The 21467-nt window shown below is 58.2% G+C and carries 18 protein-coding genes and 2 pseudogenes; 10 read left to right on the top strand and 10 right to left on the bottom strand.

The genetic code is table 11. From position 1 onward, the window contains the following. Positions 1 to 184: 184 nt before the first annotated feature. Positions 185 to 1525 (bottom strand): PGF-CTERM sorting domain-containing protein, encoded by a 1341-nt coding sequence (locus LIX15_RS12820; RefSeq protein WP_227773578.1) that lies wholly within the window; start codon positions 1523 to 1525, stop codon positions 185 to 187. Positions 1526 to 1685: 160 nt separating this feature from the next. On the opposite strand from LIX15_RS12820, the pseudogene LIX15_RS33245 reads away from it, so the two are divergent. From LIX15_RS33245 to LIX15_RS12800, 4 genes and pseudogenes are all read left to right on the top strand, one after another. Continuing rightward, positions 1686 to 2137: pseudogene (locus tag LIX15_RS33245) on the top strand (EamA family transporter). Positions 2138 to 2689: 552 nt separating this feature from the next. Then, positions 2690 to 3571: a DUF7551 domain-containing protein gene (locus LIX15_RS12810; protein WP_227773577.1), complete on the top strand. Its 882-nt coding sequence runs from the start codon at positions 2690 to 2692 to the stop codon at positions 3569 to 3571. An 84-nt stretch (positions 3572 to 3655) separates the two neighbouring features. After that, entirely contained in the window at positions 3656 to 3823 is a 168-nt protein-coding gene (locus LIX15_RS12805; RefSeq protein WP_227773576.1) for a hypothetical protein, read from the top strand. Between the two features lie 60 nt (positions 3824 to 3883). After that, entirely contained in the window at positions 3884 to 4177 is a 294-nt protein-coding gene (locus tag LIX15_RS12800) for an amphi-Trp domain-containing protein (protein ID WP_227773575.1), read from the top strand. Between the two features lie 7 nt (positions 4178 to 4184). Here LIX15_RS12800 and dpsA read toward each other — a convergent pair whose 3' ends face one another. Next, positions 4185 to 4730: a DNA starvation/stationary phase protection protein DpsA gene (gene dpsA / locus LIX15_RS12795; protein WP_227773574.1), complete on the bottom strand. Its 546-nt coding sequence runs from the start codon at positions 4728 to 4730 to the stop codon at positions 4185 to 4187. A gap of 278 nt (positions 4731 to 5008) precedes the next feature. Here dpsA and LIX15_RS12790 point away from each other — a divergent pair, with 278 nt between their 5' ends. Beyond that, positions 5009 to 6265: an MFS transporter gene (locus tag LIX15_RS12790; protein ID WP_227773573.1), complete on the top strand. Its 1257-nt coding sequence runs from the start codon at positions 5009 to 5011 to the stop codon at positions 6263 to 6265. 44 nt (positions 6266 to 6309) lie between these two features. Here the strand turns inward: LIX15_RS12790 and LIX15_RS12785 are convergent, their stop codons facing one another. Beyond that, positions 6310 to 6504 carry a DUF5786 family protein gene (locus LIX15_RS12785; protein ID WP_227773572.1) on the bottom strand — a complete coding sequence of 65 codons (195 nt, stop codon included), beginning with the start codon at positions 6502 to 6504 and terminating at the stop codon, positions 6310 to 6312. Between the two features lie 232 nt (positions 6505 to 6736). On the opposite strand from LIX15_RS12785, the pseudogene LIX15_RS12780 reads away from it, so the two are divergent. Beyond that, positions 6737 to 6976 (top strand): annotated as a pseudogene (locus LIX15_RS12780) (DUF6176 family protein); the annotation flags it as partial. A gap of 32 nt (positions 6977 to 7008) precedes the next feature. Here the strand turns inward: LIX15_RS12780 and LIX15_RS12775 are convergent. From LIX15_RS12775 to LIX15_RS12765, 3 genes are all read right to left on the bottom strand, one after another. After that, positions 7009 to 9540 carry a penicillin acylase family protein gene (locus LIX15_RS12775; RefSeq protein ID WP_227773571.1) on the bottom strand — a complete coding sequence of 844 codons (2532 nt, stop codon included), beginning with the start codon at positions 9538 to 9540 and terminating at the stop codon, positions 7009 to 7011. Between the two features lie 86 nt (positions 9541 to 9626). Then, positions 9627 to 10631, bottom strand: coding sequence for an LLM class flavin-dependent oxidoreductase (locus tag LIX15_RS12770; protein ID WP_227773570.1), 1005 nt, complete (start codon positions 10629 to 10631; stop codon positions 9627 to 9629). Between the two features lie 836 nt (positions 10632 to 11467). After that, positions 11468 to 12742 carry a M24 family metallopeptidase gene (locus tag LIX15_RS12765; RefSeq protein WP_227773569.1) on the bottom strand — a complete coding sequence of 425 codons (1275 nt, stop codon included), beginning with the start codon at positions 12740 to 12742 and terminating at the stop codon, positions 11468 to 11470. A 100-nt stretch (positions 12743 to 12842) separates the two neighbouring features. Between LIX15_RS12765 and LIX15_RS12760 the strand changes: the two genes are divergently transcribed. From LIX15_RS12760 to LIX15_RS12750, 3 genes are all read left to right on the top strand, one after another. After that, positions 12843 to 13343: a VOC family protein gene (locus LIX15_RS12760; RefSeq protein ID WP_227773568.1), complete on the top strand. Its 501-nt coding sequence runs from the start codon at positions 12843 to 12845 to the stop codon at positions 13341 to 13343. A 208-nt stretch (positions 13344 to 13551) separates the two neighbouring features. Beyond that, positions 13552 to 13863 (top strand): DUF7344 domain-containing protein, encoded by a 312-nt coding sequence (locus LIX15_RS12755; protein WP_227773567.1) that lies wholly within the window; start codon positions 13552 to 13554, stop codon positions 13861 to 13863. Between the two features lie 533 nt (positions 13864 to 14396). Next, positions 14397 to 15215 carry a TrmB family transcriptional regulator gene (locus LIX15_RS12750; protein WP_227773566.1) on the top strand — a complete coding sequence of 273 codons (819 nt, stop codon included), beginning with the start codon at positions 14397 to 14399 and terminating at the stop codon, positions 15213 to 15215. Between the two features lie 29 nt (positions 15216 to 15244). On the opposite strand, the gene LIX15_RS12745 is transcribed toward LIX15_RS12750, so the two are convergent. Genes LIX15_RS12745 through LIX15_RS12730 form a run of 4 tightly spaced genes read right to left on the bottom strand, consistent with a single transcriptional unit; the run spans position 15245 to position 19941 of the window. Beyond that, complete coding sequence (locus LIX15_RS12745) at positions 15245 to 15958, bottom strand: ABC transporter ATP-binding protein (protein WP_227773565.1); 714 nt, start codon at positions 15956 to 15958, stop codon at positions 15245 to 15247. After that, positions 15958 to 16716, bottom strand: a complete 759-nt coding sequence (locus LIX15_RS12740; protein ID WP_227773564.1) for an ABC transporter ATP-binding protein — start codon at positions 16714 to 16716, stop codon at positions 15958 to 15960. Before LIX15_RS12740 ends, LIX15_RS12745 begins: the two co-directional genes overlap by 1 nt. Continuing rightward, positions 16716 to 18689: an ABC transporter permease gene (locus LIX15_RS12735; protein WP_345412635.1), complete on the bottom strand. Its 1974-nt coding sequence runs from the start codon at positions 18687 to 18689 to the stop codon at positions 16716 to 16718. Before LIX15_RS12735 ends, LIX15_RS12740 begins: the two co-directional genes overlap by 1 nt. 1 nt (position 18690) lies before the next feature. Beyond that, positions 18691 to 19941 (bottom strand): ABC transporter substrate-binding protein, encoded by a 1251-nt coding sequence (locus LIX15_RS12730; RefSeq protein ID WP_227773562.1) that lies wholly within the window; start codon positions 19939 to 19941, stop codon positions 18691 to 18693. 288 nt (positions 19942 to 20229) lie between these two features. On the opposite strand from LIX15_RS12730, the gene LIX15_RS12725 reads away from it, so the two are divergent. Next, complete coding sequence (locus LIX15_RS12725; protein ID WP_227773561.1) at positions 20230 to 20940, top strand: EthD domain-containing protein; 711 nt, start codon at positions 20230 to 20232, stop codon at positions 20938 to 20940. Positions 20941 to 21467 lie beyond the last annotated feature (527 nt).

The raw sequence follows: 21467 nt of genomic DNA, 5'->3' as shown, positions 1-21467 counted from the left end.
GTCAGACTGGTTTCAAGGATAAAAGAATCCCGATTGACGATAAACAATTTCATATTTTAACTAGTTATAATATATGAAAATATTTTGTCCAATAGTATTGAAATCCGCAACAAAATTTAACTCTCTTAAAATTCGCACGAATACTCGCCTTATTATTCTTATTTGGAAACGCTTGATTCACCTCCTACCTCCGCCGCCGCCAGATGAGTACCGATAGAGCAACTGCGGCAATTGCTACTACGCCGGTAAATCCGGGTAAACTCGTGTTTCCGGTTCGTTCGTCTTCCGACTGTGCAGTCGGTGCGGACTCGTCCGTGTCGGTAGCTCCACCCGCCCCCGAACCGTCACCGTTCGTCGTCCCGTTTGAGTCCGACGTTCGTCCATCTAGTCCGAGATGAAGCACCCAACCATCCATTCCTTCGGCCCCGAATCCGCCCGTCTGTCCTGCCAAGAGATAGCCGCCGTTATGAGCTTTCACCGCGGGAAACGGCTTGTCCCACTGCGCGCTTCCGTAGGCGTTCTCCCACTGAACGGTGCCATCACCGCCGGTTTTCACCACGTATCCGTCCGCGCTGCCGATTCCGCCGGTCAGCGTTCCGCCGGTGAAGAGATAGCCCCCGTCGTCCGTTTTTATCGCCGAATCGAGCCAATCGACGTCGTCCTCGCCGTATCGGTTCTCCCACGCCAGCTCGCCGTTCGCGTCGTATTTCAACACCAATCCGTCTCGGGAGTCGCCGCTTTCGGACTCGCCGGAGAGGACGATTCCGTCGTCGCCGCCCGTCGCGGCCCAAATCGCCTCTCTGTCCGATCCGCCAGCTGTTTTCTGCCACCGTCGTTCGCCATCGTTCCCGATGCGCATCGCCCACGCATCCTGACTACTCCCTTCGACTTCGCCCGCGACGAAGTAGCCGTTCGACGCTGGAACGACTCCTTTGAACTGCCCGGACGAATACTCGCCCGGTGCGGCGTAGGTTTCCTCCCACGCTTTTTCACCCGACCCGTCGAGTTTTAACAGCCAACCCTTCGTGCCCGAATCGCTCGTCCACCCCGCGAGAACGTACCCGTTCTCGTCCCGTTCAAGTCCGTAAAACGCGCCCGTTCCGGGCGTTCGTTCGCTCTGCGTTTCGCCGTTCGAATCCAGTTCGACGATCCATCCTGTCGCACTTCCGCCCTGGTCTGTTCGCCCGGCGACCATCGCACCGCCGTCGTCGTCCGCTACGACCGAGTACAATCTATCGGTGCCCGGCCCCGATAAGGTTCGTTCCCACTCCTGTTTGCCGTCGTCGTCGATTTTCACGACCCAGCCGTCGATGCCGGTTCCGGAGTTTTCGATTTCTCCGACGAGGATGTATCCTCCGTCCTCGGTTCGCGCAACGTCGTTGAAGATGTCGTCGCCAGAACCGCCGTAGGTTTGATTCCAGCGTTCGGTTGGTTCCGGTTCCGTTTGAAGTTCCGCCGCGCCACTGGGGAACATCATCCCCGCGGCGACGACGACGGACAACACGAGTGTCGCGGTACGTATCATGCGCGAATGGTCGTGATTTCCACCGTTTGTTATGACCGTCCTACGCCGGAGACAGGCGCTTTCTGTCTATCTACAGCCGTTCGTTGATTTCAGTCGTACCCTCCTCTGTCCGTCGATAGCCACCTACTGACCGCCGACAGCCACCGCCTGAAACGCCGGAATGGGAAGCCATTCGTCCGTACGGTTCGTGGCCGAGTACATGGTTCGTACTGCAATTCTTTTCGCTCTGATCGGAATGATCGCGTGGGGAGTGTGGGCCGTGTTCGCCGACTACGCCACCCGAACCCTCGAACCGGAGGTGGCGATGGCGATTTCCTACGCCATCGGTGTCGGCGTCGCAACCCTCTACATTGCCTCGCAGTCGGGGCCGGTGACGCTCACCGATTCGGGGGTCGCGTTCGCAATCGTCGGCGGCCTGTTCTCCGGCGTCGGGTCGATAAGCTACTACGCCGCGATCAGTACGGAAACACGGCAATTGCGACGACCGTGACGGCGCTCTACTTCGTCGTCGCCGCCGTCCTCGGCGTCGTTTTCCTCGGCGAATCGGTAAGTGTGCGAGATATGGCGGGAATCGGTCTCGCAATCGGCGCGGTTGCGCTGTTGGCGACGTGAACCGAGGCTATAAACTCCATTTCAATATACTATCTCCGACGTGAGTTCCTACCGTTTCGTCTGGCCAAGACGGTTCGCTGATTACTGCGTCGTATGTTATTCTTTTTCGGTGGTGGCCAGTGTCGTTTTCACGAACCACTTCCGACGCACCCGTTTCGTAGCCGTAACGAATTCGCTAATCGGACGATACTATGAGAATTCTTACTTTCCTGCTATCGGAAGAAACCAATCCTTCGGGACCACGAAAACACGAAGGAGCCGTCCCGACAGTAGTTTTCTCCGGTAACTTCCTGAGGCGTTGGTGGTCCAATCTGGCTTCTCCGGCGACGCGCCGAGTGTAACGATTTCGTACTCGGCGTGGTTTTACCACTCCGCTCGACTCCCCGCCGACATCGACGACCTTCCCATCTGATTTTAGGCTAACCTAATTACCGAAACGCATTTAATGGTTTAGGCGAGCCTAAAAACCATGGTTCGGCAGACGATGAGAGACGAAACTCCGTACGCTACAACCCACCGAGTCCAAATCGGCGAATACGGTGGCTAAATTCCATGGTTGGAAGTACCCTCAGTAAACTCCGACGACACATCGAAGCCCTCGAAATCGATGGCGGTCGGTACTACCTCGTTTGCGGGCGCACGGGCGACCGACCGGTTCCCACCGTCGGAAGGCGGTTCGAAAGCCGCGAAACCGCGGATAGAGCTGTGCGCGCAACTGAACGGTATCGAAGTGCACTGCGGCGGTATGATCCGCAACTCCCGTACTACGATTTGATAGTCTGTGAAGAACCGGTCGAAAACGTTCCACGCGAATCGGACTCGGAACCGAGTTCGACGGCATCCGGACGACGACAGCTGATCGAGTTCTGTCACACCGTCGCAGGTGCGGTGTTCGAGATTATTTCCGAGTCGCCGCACGACGCCGTCGAGCGAGCGGTTATGGATACGTACCTCGATGCCGCGGAATCCATCGAAAGTCCCGACGAACTCTGCCTTCGACTGCTCGAAAGCATGAGCGTGGAACTGGAAAACCACCTAACGACGGAAGAACAAGCGGCCACCATTCGAATGGCCGCGGAGCGAATCTCATCACACAGGCCGTGCGAAGAACCGCTTTCGGAAACGCTTGCTCAACTGCACTCTGCCTCGTTAGTGTCGGATTATACGCTTCGTCCGTCTTCGACCGGTTCCTGCGACGACAGAATGTGGGACGTGACGATAACCGCATACGCACTCGACACGGTCGATGGCCGGATACCCACCCTTCCGATTATCGTCGAACTGTTCAGTCGGTGCCCCGATTCGACGCTCCAAATTTCGCATGCAGAACGGTTCGAGGCCGATGACTCACCGCTGACGTGGCGATTTTCCATGTCGATTGCCTCCGACGGAGCTCCCGCTGGCCTCGTCAGCGTCCCCGAGGTGTCCAACTGATGGTGGCCGATTCAACTCGTATAAACGCCGAAGAAGAACCGAAAACCCGCACCTTTTTATTTTAGGCCTGCCTAAATCAGTTCGATGCCTGCACGAACCGAGTTTCAGTCTGACGGAAGGGAGGTTTCGGATGCTCTCTCCCGTCCGGAAATTGCCGCCTGTAACAGTTGCCCCGAGAAGGTCGTCTTCCTCGAATCGGGCAACACCGACGGATGGATTTCGAGCGACCTGACTGTCGATTTGATTCGGTAACCGTCTTCATGAACTCTCCTTCCGACGAGTTTTCGTCGGCGCGCGACGTACACGAGTTCTATGTCGAACGACTCCGAAACCGGCTACGACCGAACGACGATTCGAACCGGACGGGACTTCGAACAGGAGTACCGCTTGAGCGCGAGCGAAGTGGGTGAGTTTCTCGTACAACTCGGCGAACAGCTACGCGACAACGACGAACTCACCGTCCTCACCGACGAGTGGGAACTTCCGTTCGCCTTCGGCGACCCCATCGAGCTGGAAATCGACTTCAGCGGCGTCGGGGAGCCGAAATTGGAAATAGAAGTGGAGATACCAGGGCGTCCCGGCGATGAAGCACCGGACGTTCGGTAATCACCGGTTACTTCGTCGCCGATTCGAGGACGAGCGTGTCGTCTTCGAGATAGTGGGCGATAACGTGGGCGTGTTCTTCGAGCGTTTCTAACTGTTCGCGGAGCATCTCGGACGTTGCGTAGTCGCCGAGCCCATCGGCGAGTTCGATGTGCTCGCGGTAGCTCTCGATGATGTCGCCGTACATTCCGAGGTCGTTTTCGAACGACGTTCGGATGTCGTACACGTCCTCGTCTTCCGGCTCCACGGTTGCGGCCTCGGAGAGCGCGGTCATGCTCGCGTGGGGAACCCCGCCGAGGGTTTGTGCCCGCTCCGCGAGCTCGTCGGCCGCTTCTTCTACGTCCTCGTAGGCATCCTGCAAGAACAGGTGAATTTGGAGGTGTTCGGCACCCTCGACGTTCCAGTGGTGTTTGTGGAGTTGGTGATACAGCACGTACGCGTCGGCGAGGTCCGTGTTGAGTGCATCGACTATCTGCTCCGCCTTCTCCCGGTCGAGTCGTACGGGGTTTTCCTCGACGGTACCTGCCTCTTGTCGAACGGTTTTCTGGGTACTCATTGCATCTCTAGAGAGGTTCTTCAGCATCTTATAAGTTGGCAAACCGTGAATAATTTTTCAGCCTACCTAAAAATCGATAGCGATTTACTCATTTTCAGTTCGCCTGGGAAAATTTCAACGACCATTCGAACATCTACGGCGTTCGCTGTTACTTTGCCCCCAAAACGTCAAATACCCAACTTAAAATACAATCAGCTAACACTTTTTATTATCACGAATGGATAGTTGTCACGAGAACGACGGGGACCTCCGACGTCCGAGAACTACATCGACAAACAATGGGATACACGAACTGGACATGTCCGTCGCCCGTCGTTCTGAAATACTACCTTTTTCAGGCGACGATGACGTTCGGGTTTTTTTGGCCCGTCTTCACGATTTTCCTCCTGAACCGCGACCTGAGCTACACGCAAATCGGCCTGTTGGGGAGTATCTCGGCTGGTTTTCTCGTCGTCGGCGAAATCCCGTCCGGATACGTCGGCGATTACATCGGTCGCCGTCGAAGTCTCCTGCTCGGAAATATACTGCTCGCACTCTCGGTACTGGGTTTCGTCGTCGCACAGACGTTCGCAGCGTTTGCCCTGCTTTGGATACTCTGGGCGCTCGGAATCGCATTTCAGTCCGGGAGTGGTGACGCGTGGCTGTACGATGCGCTCAAAGACCGACTCCGCGAGGAAGAGTACATCCGCGTTCGGGGGCGAGGCGGATCCGTGAACCAGTGGGTGAGTGCTGGCACCATGCTTGGCGCCGGATTCCTTTACAGCGCCGACCCTCGGTTGCCGTTCGTGGCTGGCGGACTTCTCCTCCTCTGTGGTGTTCCGGTGTTGCTTTCGTTGCCCGCATCGGGTCGCCACGCGAACGACGGTGACGACGATGGCGACGGTAGCGACGATACTGACCACAGTGACGACCGGTTCACGATTATGGAAGCGATTCCGGTCATCCGACAGAAGCTATCGGAACCCCCGCTTCGGTCGTTCGTTCTGTACACGGCGCTGTTTTTCGCGATTATTAACGCGGCAGACGAGTTTATTCAGCCAATCGCAACGAGACGACTTTCACTACCACAATCAAGACTTGGCCCGCTTTATACCGCGTTCAGCGTCGTGGCCGCCATCGCTAGCTACTACGCCGGTGCTATCGAGGATTACCTTTCGACCCGCTGGGCGGTTCTTCTCATCTCCGCTCTGGTCGGCATTTTCTTCGTTATCCCGATATTCTTTCCGCTCGTGGCGTTCCCGCTCTTTTTCGTGATGAAATCCGCGAACACGGTGATGAAACCGATTGCGAGCGGCTACGTCAACGAGCATACGGAATCCATCGGTCGGGCGACGGTGCTCAGCGCGGTTTCGATGATGTACGCTCTGGTTCGATTTCCGCTTAAACCGCTCAGCGGCGTTGTCGCCGATATTCGAACGCCGCTCGTCGCGCTCGCGGTGCTTGGCAGTCTGTTTCTCGTTTGCGGTATCGTTTTCTACACGCTCGAATCGCCTGTCGGTTCCGTCGAGAAGGGAACTGGCGTCTCGTCCGACTGAAAGAATTCAGACAAAAATAAAGAAGAAAATTCGGTACGAAGACGCTACGACTCGTCTTCCGTCTCGTCGTCTTTCATCTCGCCGAGTTTGGCGATGAGTTCGTCGCTGGAGGCGTCGCTGTCGAACGTGATTTCGCCCTTATGGTCGTTTTCGTGGACGTTGACTGCGCTCGACTCGTCCATGTTGGAATCCTGTTCTCGGTTCTGTTGTTCGGATTCGTCGTAGCTTCCAAAACCCATATTCGGATCTATCATCCGAACTCACTAAAGGCATGTGGTATTCATATTCAGACGCTCTTCGACTGTGTGGTCGGGTTGTATATCGACGAGATTTTCGTTCATCACGCTCCAACTTCCGACGATGAACCCGAACCGACATTCGAACGATATCCCCGCGGAGCCGATTTCAGTCCTCATTGTCGGTGACCCGCACTGGCGACAACGTCTCGTCTCCTGACTCTCGGAAACCGACGAAACGCTCGTCAACGAGGGCGTCTTCACCGAAGCCAGATTTCTCCGCTCGACCGAGGACGGCGATTTCCTTTTCTCCTTCATGGAAGCGGACAACATCGAAGCGTCGAAAGAAGCGGTCGAAGCCTCGGACTTCGATATCGACGACGACCACGCCCAGGTGATGGACGACGTGCTCGTATCGGGGAGTACGGAACTACTCGCGCCGCTGGACTACTTTTCGAATCCGGCGCGGCCGTAGAACAACGGAAACGATGGGGTGTGTTCGTCCCTTTACCTTTCTACCGTTTTCGTCGACTCCGTCGCGTCGTTTATTTCGTCGTCGGCGAACAGGAGGTCTTTGTACTCGAACGCGATGAACATCTCCAGTTGATCGTCGTAGTGCTCGTCCCTCGTTCCGTCGGGAGCGACGTATCCGGAGTTTCCCGGCGGAACGACGTTTTCCGCGCGTATTTCTTCACCCATCCGCACGACGTGATTCTCAGTTCCGCGGTTTAAAAAGGGCATACTGCCAGCATCGCCGATCCCAATCGGCATGCCGAACAGGGCCATGTTGTCGAGTTCATCGACTTCCGCGGGTTGCCGCCAGCTCGAAACGTCACACCCGTACGCATCTTCGAACGCGACGACCGTTTCGCGGAACGCGTTTCGAAACACGCATTTCGGTTGGCCGTCGAAATAATCGACCGCTGGTTCGAGTGCGGCTTCTTCGGGATGGAGCGCTCGCATCAGCGTCCCGCGGCCGTATCGATAGTCGAGGAAGTGGGTCGCCTGTTCGTACGCATCGCCGAACGCCGGACTGAAAGTCTTCTCCAGCAGACGCGGGAAGAACGCGTCGAACACGGTGAATCCAACCGGATACGACCCGCCGAACTTCGCTCCGTCTCCTTGGCGATAGTCGTTCCACTTCCGAAGCGCGTTCGCGGCGTCGCGTTCGGTTTTGGAAAGCGACGCCCCTTTCAGCGCATCGAGAAGTTTCCCTTTGTACCGAATCGCACGCAAATCGACGAACGAGATGTCGTAGACGATGTCTTTCACGTCCTCGTACCGGACGCCCCCACGCTCGATGTGACGTTCGACGAGATTGATGATGCGCTGAACGCGATGGTCGGTTCCCCACGAGTAACTCAGGTCGCCGTTGTCCCAGCCTGGTGCTGGTTTGTTGTTCCACTGCGCCGAATAGCCGGCGGGCGGGTTGATTGCGTAGGGAACTTCGCCGTCGGCCGCCCGGAGGTAGTCGTCGTCCGTCAGTTTGTGTTTCGTGCCGTCCGCCGGAAGTCTGGTGTCCCACGGAACGCTCTCCGCGTCGGGGTATCGGCCGAGGTGGAAGTATCCGATGTCGTCTCCACCGGCCCACACGAAGTTCAGGGCGTAATCGCATCGTTGGGCGGCCTCTCCGTACTCGTGAACGTTGCTCGCGAACTGCGCGTCGTAAAACGCTCTCCAACAGTTCATGTCGCGTCCTTCGAAGCCGCGTGTCTGTGCGAGCGCCTCCCCCGCATCCGGTCGGTACTGGGTGATGGTTCCGTGATGCGTCCACCGAAGCGTGACGGTTTCGTCCGACGCGTCGGCCACCGGTATCGTCTCCTCTCGCTCGTTGATATCGCGCAATTCTCTGCGGAATTCGTACTGGTCGGCGGCCTCGTCGCGCGGAACTATCGACTCCACGAACGTCTGAATCGAGTTGTCGATTCCCGCCGTACTCGTGAACGCTCCGTTCCCGTTGTGTCCGAACATCACGAACGGGTAGCCCGTAACCGTCGCACCGGAAACATCGAAATCGGGCCCGTGGAGACCGATTTCGTACATCACGGACGGCGTGGAAAATCCCATCTGCGGGCCGCCCATCAACAGCGGGTCGCCGCTTTCGGTGGCGTCGCCGTGAACCGCGAGCGCGTTACTCCCCAACTTGATGGGAAGGCCGAGCCCGTCCAGTCCCTGTGCGACGGTTCCGATTCTGTCCATCTCCGCTTCGTGTACCGCGGCGGCATCGTTCGGAATCTTGAAATCGCCGCCCGTGATTCGGTTGCTTCGACCCCCAACCGAATCGCCGCCCATCGAATCAGCCCCCCTCTGATGCTCATGCAGTGCGCCCGCTTTTTCGTACGGTGGCACGTAGCCCTCTCCCGACTGCTCCGTCGAAGTCGGCGCTCCGGGGTCGTCGCCCCACTGGAGGTCTCGAAAGAGCGCCATCGCTTCGCGCTCGGAGTGGGTTTCACGAAGTTGTTCGAGAACCGTCGCACCCAGCGTCTCCAACTGAAAGCCGGAAAAGTACGCCATCGTGCCGACGAAGACGCCCGCAACGTCTTCCATAACCCACCCGTCGGGTTCGAATCCGGCGTCCACGAAACCCTCGTGCCACTCTCGACCGCCATCTTTCACTTCTTCATTGTATCGATTGATGCCGTCGGTGAATGCCCTGATGACGGTTCGGTGTTCGTCGTCCAGTTGGGTCGTTATCTGCTCTTCGAGGGGCGTCTGGGTGAAATGCGTCTGCCGCGATGCTTTATCAAATTCGACCCAGTCGCTTCCGAGTACGGCCGAAACCGTCCCGCGGTAGAAACGCCGGGAGAGTTCGAGCTGGTACAGTCGGTCTTCGGCAGTTGCGTATCCGTACCCGAAAAACGTCGGTGCGGCATCGTTCGCCTCACGAGCGTAGACGTGCGCGACGCCGTATTCGTCACGCTGTATTGTCACTTCGTCCGTTTCAGCCCCGTCTCGTTCGTAGCCGAGCGTTTTCGTGCTGACGATGGTTCCCGCCGCGATTCCGCCCCCGATTTTCAGAATCGACCGTCTGGTAGTCATGGGTTCATATACCGTATATTATCATTGTAATTTATAATTACAGTATCCGGAAAAATGGGAATATGTTTCGAAAATCCGAGTGACGATTAGGAAATGAGCGGCTTGACTTCGTCGCCCAATCGCTCGATGCACTCGACCATCGCGTCGGTGCCGATGCCGGGGTGGTAGGTGCGGAAGATGAAATGGATGTCGTCACCCAGCGCGTCGCGGTATTCGTTCAACTCCGCCGCCACCTGCTCCGGCGTGCCGAAGATGGCCTGCTCTTTTAGTTCCTGCTTTCGCTCGTCGTCCAGTTCGTCCACCGATTCACCGGAGAAGATTTCGGCGTAGCGACGCTGGATGTAGAAGTATCCCGGTTTCATCGCCTCCCACGCCTCCTCCTTCGAGTCGGCGATAAAGCCGTGCTGGAGGACGTACACGGAGAAATCACCGTCGAGTCCTTCTTTCTCACGAACGCGTTCGATGTCCTCCTTGCGCTTGCGGACGCCTTCGACGGAAATCGAGGAGGGGGCACACCACGCGTCGGCGACCCGCGCGGCGCGCCGAACTGCGGGTTTGACCGATCCACCGAACATGACCGGAACGTCGGATTCGGGTTTCGGCGTCACGCTCACGTCGGGCGAGACGTCGTGGAACTCCGCGTCGTAGTCGAGTTCCCCCTCCGACCACGACGCTCGCAGGAGATTCGTTAGGTCGCTCAATCGCTCCACGCGCTCCTCTCGGGGGACGCCGAACGATTCGAATTCGCGCGGGTTCGACCCGATGGCCAACCCGAGCGTGAGTCGCCCGTTCGCGAGCAAATCGACCGTCGCGGCGTCCTCCGCCAGTCGAACGCCGTCGTAGAGGGGCGCGAGCGCGATGCACGTCCCGAGTTCGACGTTCTCGGTGCGGGCGGCCAGCGCCCCGAGTGAGGGCATCGTGGCCGGGAGGTAGCCGTCCTCGGCGAAGTGGTGTTCGGACACCCACATGCTGTCGAGACCGGCCGAGTCTATCGTCTCGCCGAGCTCTAGCATCTCGTCGTAAATCTCGGTCATCGAGCGATCGTCGTCCGGTCGTCGCTGGCAGGTGAACAGCCCTGTCCCGAGCTTCATGGTTGCAAATCGAAGGGTGGTACCTTAATCGTTTATAAGGACGTATTCGGGGCGGTATTCTATCCAATCGGATTTTTCACAAACAAGACTTATATTCAGGCTAGTTAGGATGAAATTATTGACGTTTCAATTACGAGTTCCGGCCCGAAGAACCCCGAGGATTCGATTCTCGACGCATCCAAACCAGTGCTGGTTCTCGTCGGGTTGTTGGCGTTGCTCTTTTTCGGGATGTACTTTCTCGGCTAGCAAGGGTAAGGTGATTTAGATTATTTTACGTTGTGAGCGACTTCTGTGTTTTCGGGTGTGTCGGTAGCACATTACGACTTCAACAACGAGGGTTACTACAGAACGATGTCTTCGGGAACGTCGCTAACAAATCACGACTCACTCACCCCGCTGTCGCTCGTTTCGGTCGCCCCTTGCGCAAACTCAGTCAGCTCCTCGGACGAGAGCCCTCGGGTCTGCCGACGCGCGCGCCACTGGGTTTGCGAGTATTCACGCGATACTCGGTTTTCACGACGGCGCGCAACGGCGACTTCAGTCGCCTGCGCGAGGGACGAGCGAACGTAATGAGTGAGTCGGTTGGGAGGGTGTGGCTCTCGCGGTGCGGGGCGGTTGCGGGTATGTGTTGTCGTGATTTGCTAACGGTATCTCAATAGCTAATCACCTGATCCAATGGTATTCTATCCGAGTTGCGGTCATTTATTGTCAGCAACAGCTAGTAACATTGCGAAAACTCGTTCCGGCACTATTAGAAAAATTCCAACACGCATACGAAAACAACTATAACATAAAACGTTTTCAAAAGAAAACAAAAACCACTCTTTCTCCACAGATCAGCGTTCGATTGTCGTAATCTCCTCCACGGGCCACTGGCTCAAAATTTCGACACCATTCTCCCGAACGACGACCATCTCCTCGACGCGCACACCTTGCCTGTCGGCGGGTTCCATCGTTTCGACGGCCATGGTCATCCCCTCTTCGATTTCGATGGGATGGTCGGGCGAGATGCCGCGCCAGATGAGGGGAACTTCGTACAGTTGTAGCCCCAATCCGTGCGCCCAGTGGTTCGTCGTCATCTGCCAGTGGTCGGTGGCGTCGTACCAGTCGGCGTGTTCGCCTTCCATGTCGGGGAAGCCCTGCGAAATCTCGTCCGTCGTCGCACTGGGTTCGATGCGCTCCAGCACGTCGTACAGGTTGTCGCGGGCGATTTCGTAGGCGTCCTGTTGGGCCTGCGTCGGTTCTCCCAAGCTGAACGTTCGGTAGTAACAAGAGCGATAGCCCATGAAACCGATATTGTAGAAGTCGGCGTATACGAGGTCGCCGGGGCGCATGATGCGGTCGGTCGTGTTCGCCTGATGCTTCGGCCACGTGTTCGGCCCGGAGGTGACGTAGCCGCCCTGCACCATCGCGCCGAGTCTCCAGAGTTCCCGCGTGGCTTCGCCCCACACCTCGGACTCGCGCTTGCCCGGTTTCGCCGTCTCGGTGATGCGTTGGAATCCGGCCTCACAGAGCGCGGCGACCATCCGCAGGCATTCGATTTCGTCGCGCGTTTTTACTTTGCGGGCGCTCTCCATGACGTTCGCGCACTCTTCGGTGCGCACGTCCACGCCGCGGTCTTCGAACTTCGAGATGAGCGCGCCGTTGCCGATGTCGATGCCCATCGGTTCTTTCGCCACGCCGTACTCCTCCATCGCCTCGTAGACGAGTCCGGCCATCTTGTCCTTCAGCCAGTCGCGGGCCGAATCACGTCCCGAAGCACGCGGGACGTTCCCCAATCCGGGGCAGGCGTAGCGAATGTCGGAGAGCCACGGGCAGTTGAATCGCTGGTTGCTCGCGTGGTCGGCCGTGTCCCAGTGGACGACGTCACCGTTTTCCGTGAACAGGGTGTAGTGGTCGGCTCCCGACCCGCCCGTCATGGCCAGTCCGGTCACGTACCGGACGTTCGGGTCGTTGATGAGGAGCATGCTCCCCAGTCCGGCCTCCTGCATTCGCGACAGGGCGCGCTCCTTTCGCTCCTCGCGCATCCGCTGCATATCGATTCGCTCCTCCCAATCGACGCCCATCGTACCGCGCGTTCCTTCCATGAAATCGCGTTGGTAGAATCCCATGATGGGGGCTACTCGGAGCGCCGTTATGAAATTTCCCGAAACGTCCGTGATGGATTCTCCGCCTACAGATTCAAGATGGCTCTTCACGTCTCCCCGACCAATGAACGCACGCGACACGCCAATTCGACACGGCACGCCAATCCGGGTAGACCACGTCGGCATCGCCGTCAAATCCATCGAGAACGCGGAACCCATCCTGTTCGCGCTCAGCTGTGAGCGCCTCACCGTTGAAACCGTCGAAGATAAGTTTCGCTGGGCGTATTACGAGCTGGGCGACGCCTCCAGGCTCGAACTCATCGAACCGATTTCGGACGACTCCTTTCTCACCGACTTTCTCGATCGGTACGGGCCGGGTCTCCACCACGTTACGCTCGAAGTCGCGGACATCGACGCCGTTATCGAGTCGCTCCGAGAAAACGACGTTCGCGTCATCGACCGGGCGGAGTTCGACACGTGGACGGAGGCGTTCGTCTCGCCGGGAAATCCGACCGGGACGCTGTTTCAACTGATGGAGTACCACGACGACTATCACGAGGAACGACTGCCGCCACGGGAGCTATTCGTCAACGAGAGCCGGGTCGGTGAACTGTTTCAGCAGTGATTGAACGGGGGTTGCGGACGAAGCGTAAGGAACTCCGGTTGAACTATCCGAACGCGAAAAATCGTCGAATGGTTCGATCTGAACGGGACAGTTTGTCTCCCTGTATTTTCTATTTTATTTGTCACTCGTTTCCTCAAATGCTTATCGTCCGTGAATATGTCGGCGACTTATTTGCTCGAGATGCCAGTATTAGATCGGTAAGGTTCCAATGCTCGACGACCAGCTACGAGTGTTGTCCAACGTTCGCAGGCGACGGCTGTTGCTCGCCTTACTGCAGGACAACCCACAGAACGACCGAACGATGGTTTCAAACGCTTCGGCGTCGACGGACGAAAAGCGAAGACGGGCGGTTGCGATGGGCCACGTTCATCTCCCTCAGTTGGACGACCACGGGTATATCGAGTGGAATCGCGAGGAACGAAGCGTGACGAAGGGTTCCCGGTTCGACGAGATCAAGCCGCTACTAACAGTGCTGGAACCGATGCAGGACGACGTTTCTGCCGATGAACTGCCGGAATAATATCGTTTAGTGAATCGTTTTTCTTCCCCTCTTCGTTAGGGACGTGATATCGATTCTCCCATCCTGCGTCAATCTTCTCATCCGAATCCATCGCGGCGTCCTGATTTTGTGGTCATCCAAGTGATACTATCCCGTACTCGATTTTTCGGTCGCAGAATCCGATTTCCTGCCGCTGATGAACCGTCACAATTTTCCCGTAAAAACTGCCGCGGAGGGCAGTTCCGGCACGGAGTACCGATTGGTTGGGACCCGCTCGAACTCCGTACCAGTTGGTGTTTCGCACTACCTTGGTATAACCTTACTGTGATTATCTGGGTGACTTCCTACTGCATGACAAATAGACAGAAATCCGGCGCCTCGCACCGAGCTTACATACCCGTGCCCTCGTAGTCGAACTCATGCCCCGAGTTGGACACCGTCGATAGGGGTATCTTGCACGTGCTACATTGGAACGGTTCGAAAGGAACTGACTTGTGAGTGCCCGCAGAACAACGGAGACGGTACCGGAATCGCCGGTAGCATGGTTGGGACCCATGAAAGAGTTATCTAATCGTCAACGAGCGGTCGAATTGCTCCAGAAGCTAGGTTTGAAAGAGTACGAAGCAAAATGCTTCGTGGCACTGTGGCGGCTCCCGAAGGGGACGGCCAAGGAAATCAGTGAAACGTCCGACGTTCCTCGAACGCGCGTTTACGACGCGATACAGGTGTTAGAAGCGAAAGGATTCGTTGAAGTTCAGCATTCGAATCCGCAACAGTTTCGGGCCGTTTCGGTCGATGAAGCGGCCGAGACGCTTCGGCAGAAGTACGAGTCTCGGACGGAGACGCTCATCGAGGCCATCGAGGATATCGAACCGGCGGCGTCGGACGCCGACGAAGAAGTGACCCACGAAGTCTGGTCGCTGTCGGGAGGGTCGGCGATTGCGAACCGGACACAGCAACTCATCGACAGCGCCAATCAGGAAATTATCTTCGTTGTCGCTCGCGAAGACGCGCTCACCGAAGAGTTGCTAGAATACCTGCGAACGGTTCAGCAAACGGGTATCAGTATTCTCATCGGAGCGGTAGATGAACCGTTACGAAGCCGAGTTCAAAACGAACTTCCCGACGTTCGAACGTTCGTTTCGGGGTTGGAGTGGTTGAACGGCTCCCCGCCAAATCAGTCGGACGAAGTGACGATTAGCCTGCTACTGCTGGTTGACCAGAACACCATCCTGGTCAGTTCGATACACGAGAAAAATAACAACGAGTCGGAAAAGGAACGGGCAGTGTTCGGCAGAGGGTTCGACAACGGTCTCGTCGTAATCGTCCGACGGCTGATGGCGACGGGATTGCAGTCGACGGACGACTCCTAGCTCTGCTCTCGGAGGGTTATCGACGGTTTTCACACACTGATGCCGAGGTGTTTGTCCATCAGTTCTCCGTCCGCTTCCAACTCCTCGGGCGTTCCCTCGAAGACGATTTTTCCTTGGTCCAGCAGATACACTCTGTCCGCCAAGGAAAGCGCGACGGCGACGTTCTGCTCCACGAGCAGCACCGTGATACCCTCCTCGTTCAGGTCGCGGATGAGGGCTTCGACTCGCTCCACAATGAGAGGGGCAAGTCCTTCGGTCGGTTCGTCCAACATGAGCAGTTCCGCGCCGCAGACCAGCGCCCGGGCGATGGACAGCATCTGCTGTTCGCCGCCCGAGAGGTCGATTCCGCGGCTGTTCTGCCGTTCCTGCAGATTCTCGAACGCTCCGGCGGATAACACTTCCTCGACCGTTTTTCGATGCGTGCTGTCGCTCCCGCCGAGACTTCCGACGGCGAGGTTCTCCCGCACCGACAGCCCGGGAAACACCCGGCGCTCTTCGGGCACCAGCGCGACGCCGCGCTGGACGGTTTCGACCGGCGAGAGTCCGGCGATGTCCTCGCCGTCGAACCGAATCTCCCCCGACGTCAGCGGGAGCGCGCCCGTGATGCTTCGAAGCGTCGTCGTCTTTCCGACGCCGTTTCGCCCGATGAGCGCGACCACTTCGCCCTTCGGAACGTCGAGGGAAACTCCCGACAACACTTCCGTTTCGCCGTATCCCGTGTGTAGATTTTCGATTGACAGCATTAGGGTCGAACACCTCCGAGGTACGCTTTTTGCACCTCGTCGTTTTCCGCGACCTCTTCGGGCGTTCCGGTCGCAAGTTCCCGCCCGCGATTCAACACCGTGATTCGGTCGGAGACGTTCATCACGAGGTCGATGTCGTGTTCGATGAGCAGGAGCGTCCGGTCGGCCAGCACGTCGTCGATGAGTGCCATCGTCGCCCGCGTCTCCTCCACGCTCATCCCGGCGGTCGGTTCGTCCAGCAGAACGACCCGCGGGTCGGTCGCTAGCACCAACCCGATTTCAAGTCGTCGCCGGTCGCCGTAGGCCAGCGCCGCCGCCTTTTCGTCCCCCCGCGCCTCGAGTCCGATTTGCGAAAGCACGTCCTCGACGCGCTCGTTGATTTCGGGGAAACTGTCTGCCGGACGGAACAGGCGATTGCCCGCAGTAATCGACTCACCGGCCACCGCCTGCGCGGAAAGTCGGACGTTCTCCCGAACCGAAAGGCCGCCGAAAACGGTCGTGATTTGGAACGACCGCCCGATTCCGCGCCGAACGCGCTCGTGCGGCGGGAGGTTCGATACTGCTTCGTCAGCGAATATGACGCGTCCCGAGGTCGGAAAGAGCGCGCCCGTAATCAGGTTGAATAGGGTCGTCTTCCCGGCCCCGTTCGGGCCGATGACGCTCCGGAACTCGCCCGCCTCGACGCCGAGATTCACGTTGTCTGTTGCGACGAGTTCGCCGAACTGACGGGTAAGGTTCTCGGTTTCGAGCAGCGCCATCAGTTGCTCACCTCCGAGTCGGCGTCAGCCACCGGTTCCGGGCCGCCGCCAGTCTCCTGGTTCGTGTACCGCGAGACCATCCCGGGAACCGAGACGAGACCCTGCGGGACGTAGATGACGAACAGGACGAAGATGAGTCCGAGGACGCCCTGCCACTGTGCGGTGAACGATTGCAGAACTTCCCGGAGGCCGAAAAAGACGCCCGCTCCAATCATCGGCCCGTACAGAGTTCCCATCCCGCCGAGGATGGTCATCACGATAACCTCGCCGGATTTTATCCACGCGAGAACCGAGGGCGACGCACCGCCAGTGTGTATCGCCGAAAGTCCTCCGGCGAGTCCCGCGAGGCCACCGCTGATGACGAACGCCCGCCGCTTGTAGGCGGTCACGTCGTAGCCGATGAACGAGGCGCGCTCTTCGCTCTCACGGATACCCTGAAGCACGCTCCCGAAGGGTGCGTTCATCATTCGCCGGGCGAATAGGTACGACCCGATGACGGCGGCGAGCACGAAGTAGTAGAACAGTTCGATATCGCCGAGCAAGGCGACGTCCCCGACTTCCGGCCCGCCCATGAGGCCGTACACCGGGTCGAACCCGGAGAATATGCCGTCACTGCCGCCGGTGAAACTCGATTTCTGCACGAGTTGGAAGAACAGCTCGGCGAAGCCGAGGGTAATCATTGAGAAGTACACCCCCGAAACGCGAATCGAGAGGTGGCCGACGACCCACGCGACCAGCGCCGCGACGAGGATACCGACCCCGAGCGCGACGAAGACGGACGGCATTCCGTTCTCGACCGTGAGAACCGTTCCGTATGCTCCCAGTCCGAAAAAGAGGACGTGACCGAGCGAGACGAGTCCGGCGTAGCCCATTACGAAGTCGAGGCTCAACGCGAACAGTGCCCAGACGAGGATGGTCAAGAGGAGCGAATTAACTTCGTAAGAGGTGTACAGCACCCCGATTCCGAGGGGTGCGAGCGCGAGCAGGCCGACAACGACCGCCCCGAGTCGGAACCGCGTTCGGTCGTCCAGCACGCCGCCGCCACCGCCGGTCAGCAGTTTGCCGCCGCCCTCCGAGTCCCACTCGGGGCTTCCGAACAAGCCTTGCGGTCGGACGAGCAGGACGCCTATCATCAGCAAGAAGACGACCAATCCTTCGAGATTTGGAAGCACCGCGCCGAGTCCGAACGGTGGGCTCCGGAAGAACGTCTCGATGATACCCACGCCGAATCCGCCGATGACCGCGCCGCGGAAACTTCCCAGACCGCCGAGAACGACGATGACGAACGCGGGAATGATGACGGAGTTGCCCATTCCGGGGTTGACGCTCTGTTTCGCGCCGAGGACGATTCCGGCCAGCGCCGCGAGGAACGCGCCGAAGGCGAAGACGAGCGTGTAGTAGCGGTCGATGTCGATGCCGAGGTGGCGAACCATCTCTCGGTCTTGCGCGCCTGCGCGGACGATGAGCCCGAACCGGGTGCGATTCAGCAGGAGCCACGTTCCGACGGCCATCACGACGCCGACGCCGATGATGAAGAAGCTGTACTTCGAGTAGCTGAAGCCGAGCACGTCCATGGGACCTCGAAGCAAGGGTGGCTGGGCGAACTGTCTGGGGTTGTCACCCCAGATGAACGAGATAGCATCCTTGAAGATGAGAACCAATCCGAACGTGAGCAGGATGTGATACAGCGGATTTCTGCCGTACAGCGGTCGGATGGTTCCCCGCTCGATTACCGCCGCGATGAGCGCGACGAGGAGCGGCGCGACGAGGAGCGCGATCCAGAATATCCCGCCGCCGGAACCGACGGCGACGATGGCGAACGCGAGGTACGCGCCGAGCGCGAAGAACTCGCCGTGAGCGAAATTGATGACGTCCATCACGCCGAAGATGATGGAAAGACCCGCGGCTAGCAGCACGTACACCGCCCCGATTGTCAGGCCGTTTAGTAGTTGTTCGAGAAGTGCACCCGCCATATCAGAGTTGACAACCGGTTTGGTCGCACGACGGGATGGCGTCGTCACCGTTGACCTCGGTGATGAGCTTCACGTCGGCCATCTCGCCGCCGTTGTAGACGTTCTGTCCGACCCACACCGGATTTTTGGCTTGGTGGTCGCAGCTTCGGAACTCGTTTTCCCCGAGGAGCGACTGCATCTTCAGTCCGGGAAGCGTCTCGATTACGTCGTCCGGGTCGGTGCTTCCGGCCTCTTTGATGCCGTTTGCGACCATCGTGATGGAGTCGTAGGCGACCCGCGCGAAACTGTCGGGTTCGCCGTCGTTCTCGTTCGTGTAGGCTTCGACGAACTCTTTGTTCGTGCCGGAGTCGAGTTGCGGCACGTATCGCGTTCCGCTGTAGATTCCGTCGGCCTTCTCGCCGAGCGCGCCGCGGACGACTTGGAACGACCCCGTCGTGGTCATGATTTCCTTCTGGTTGGAGAGTCCCTGCGCGCTCGCCTGATTGAGGAACTCGATGAGGTCGCCGCCGGTCGAACCGACGACGACCACGTCGGCGTCGGAGTTTTTCATCTGACTGATGAACGAGTCGAAATTCTTCGCGCCGAGTTGCGCCCGAGTGACGCCCGCTTCCGAAAAGTCCGCGTTAGATTCCTGCATGCGCGAACGCCATTCCCGAAGCACCGATTGCCCGTAGGCGTAATCCGCGATGTGGAACCAGACGTTACTTCCGAGGTTGTTCAGCGTCCACTCCGAACAGGCTTCCGCGATTTGTGCCGTGTTCGTTTCGCTTCGGAACACGTACTCGTTGCAGTTTTTGCCCGTAATTGGGATGGCCGCCGCGCCGGGGGAGTAGACGACGCTTTCCTCGCTTGCAAATTCGTTGAGACCCAGCGCGACGGAACTCGAAATCGCTCCCATCATGTACGACGCGCCGTGCTGTTCGACCATCTTTCTCGCTTCCTGCTGGCCGGTTTCGGCGTCCGCCTGCGTGTCGCCGTACTTGGCGTCGATAGTGAAATCGTAGTCGTCGCTCTCGTTTATCGTTTTCACCGCGAGTTTCGCGCCCTTTCTCTGCTCCTCGGCGAGTCCGGCGTACGGTCCCGTCATCGGGTTGAGCATCCCGTACTTCACCGTGTCGTCGCCACCGCCACCGCCGCCGATGTCGCCGAGACACCCCGAAACTCCCGCAAGTCCCCCCGCCCCGACCGCACTCAACACGGCGCGCCGAGTCATTTCGAATCTGTTCTCCTGCCCCGGATTTCTATCCGCCATGGCAACAAGGAACAAGGGGTGGATAATAAATGATTGTATATAATTGACTGACTGTTTTCATGTGAACAGAATTATCTGATTGTTTTTATTCGGATTTGAATATCTTGAACGTCGGGCGTTCCGCCGTTCTCCGGCCGTTGTTTCTCCTCTCTACGTTACTTTCCTCCACCGGACATCGGAAACGACGGTGTCCGTTTTCCCTATCGACGTTCGCTCCGCCGTCTACGTTCACTTGAATCGACATACTTCGCGTGTTTTATCACACGTCGAATCCTGCCTTCGGGTGGTATGTACAAGCACGTCGCGTTGCTGGTTCGCAAGGACGGGATGACGCACGACGAGTTCGTGGATTACTGGCAGACCAATCACACGAAAATCGCCCGCGAAATCGAAGGCGTCACGAAGTACTCGACCGTCCTCCCCGTCACGCCCGACGCCGCCGAATTCGACGGCCTCGCCGAGCTCTACTTCGAGGATTTGGACGCTCTGCACGACGCGCTGGGGAGCGAAGGCTCGCGTGACTACGATCCGGACAAGGGCAAGGCGAAGGAGGCCCGCGAGGACGTGAACAACTTCCTCGCACTCGAAGAACGCCCGCGATTTATCGGCGAAGTCGTCACGCAGAAAGACGAAGTGGACGGCGACACCGACGGGCTGTACAAACACTCCGCCTTCCTCGTTCGACAGGAGGGCATGTCCCACGAGGAGTTCGTGGACTACTGGCAGACCAATCACACGAAAATCGCCCGCGAAATCGAAGGCGTCACGAAGTACGACACCGTCCTTCCCGTAACCCCTGAGGAGTCCGAGTTCGATGGCATCGCCGAGCTCTACTTCGAGGATTTGGACGCTTTGCACGACGCGCTGGGGAGCGAAGGCTCGCGCGACTACGATCCGGACAAGGGCAAGGCGAAGGAGGCCCGCGAGGACGTGAACAACTTCCTCGCGCTGGAGGATAGGCCGCGGTTTATTGGAAAAGAGATAGTTCAGAAAGAGTAGCAACCGGGTTTTCGTTGATTCGTGTTTTTCTGTGTTGGTGCGTGTGTGGGTTCTCTTTTTGCGTCCGCGGTAGTTACTGACAGCACATGAGCACGACGACGAGGGAGCATTTATCGAGATGCTTGAAAATCTGTCAAAATCTCGGTAGCAAATCACGACTCCACTGAAACCGCTCCGCACCGCGACAGCTACACCCTCCCCAACCGACTGCGCTTCTCAGTCGCTCCGCTCATTGCGATGCCTGCGGGCCACGGCAGCAGGTCAGCAAGACGCGAAGCGTCTTGCAAGTCTCATCCCTCGCGCGGAAACTGGCAGATCCTCGGACGAGGTGTCCTCGGGTCTGCGGACGCACGCGCCAGTGCGTTTGCGAAGATCCACACAACACCACCTAGGTTTCCATGGCGCGCGAAGGCGAACCCCGGTTCGCCCGCGTGACGGATGACTGAGCGACGCAGGAGCGAAGGAATCGGTTGGGGAGGCACGTGGGCGGATGCGGGGCGGTTTCAGTGGAGTCGTGATTTGCTACC

Source organism: Haladaptatus pallidirubidus (assembly GCF_020700235.1).
In the GTDB taxonomy this organism is placed as follows: Archaea; Halobacteriota; Halobacteria; order Halobacteriales; family Haladaptataceae; genus Haladaptatus; species Haladaptatus pallidirubidus.
This window is presented reverse-complemented; position numbering and strand designations above follow the sequence as displayed.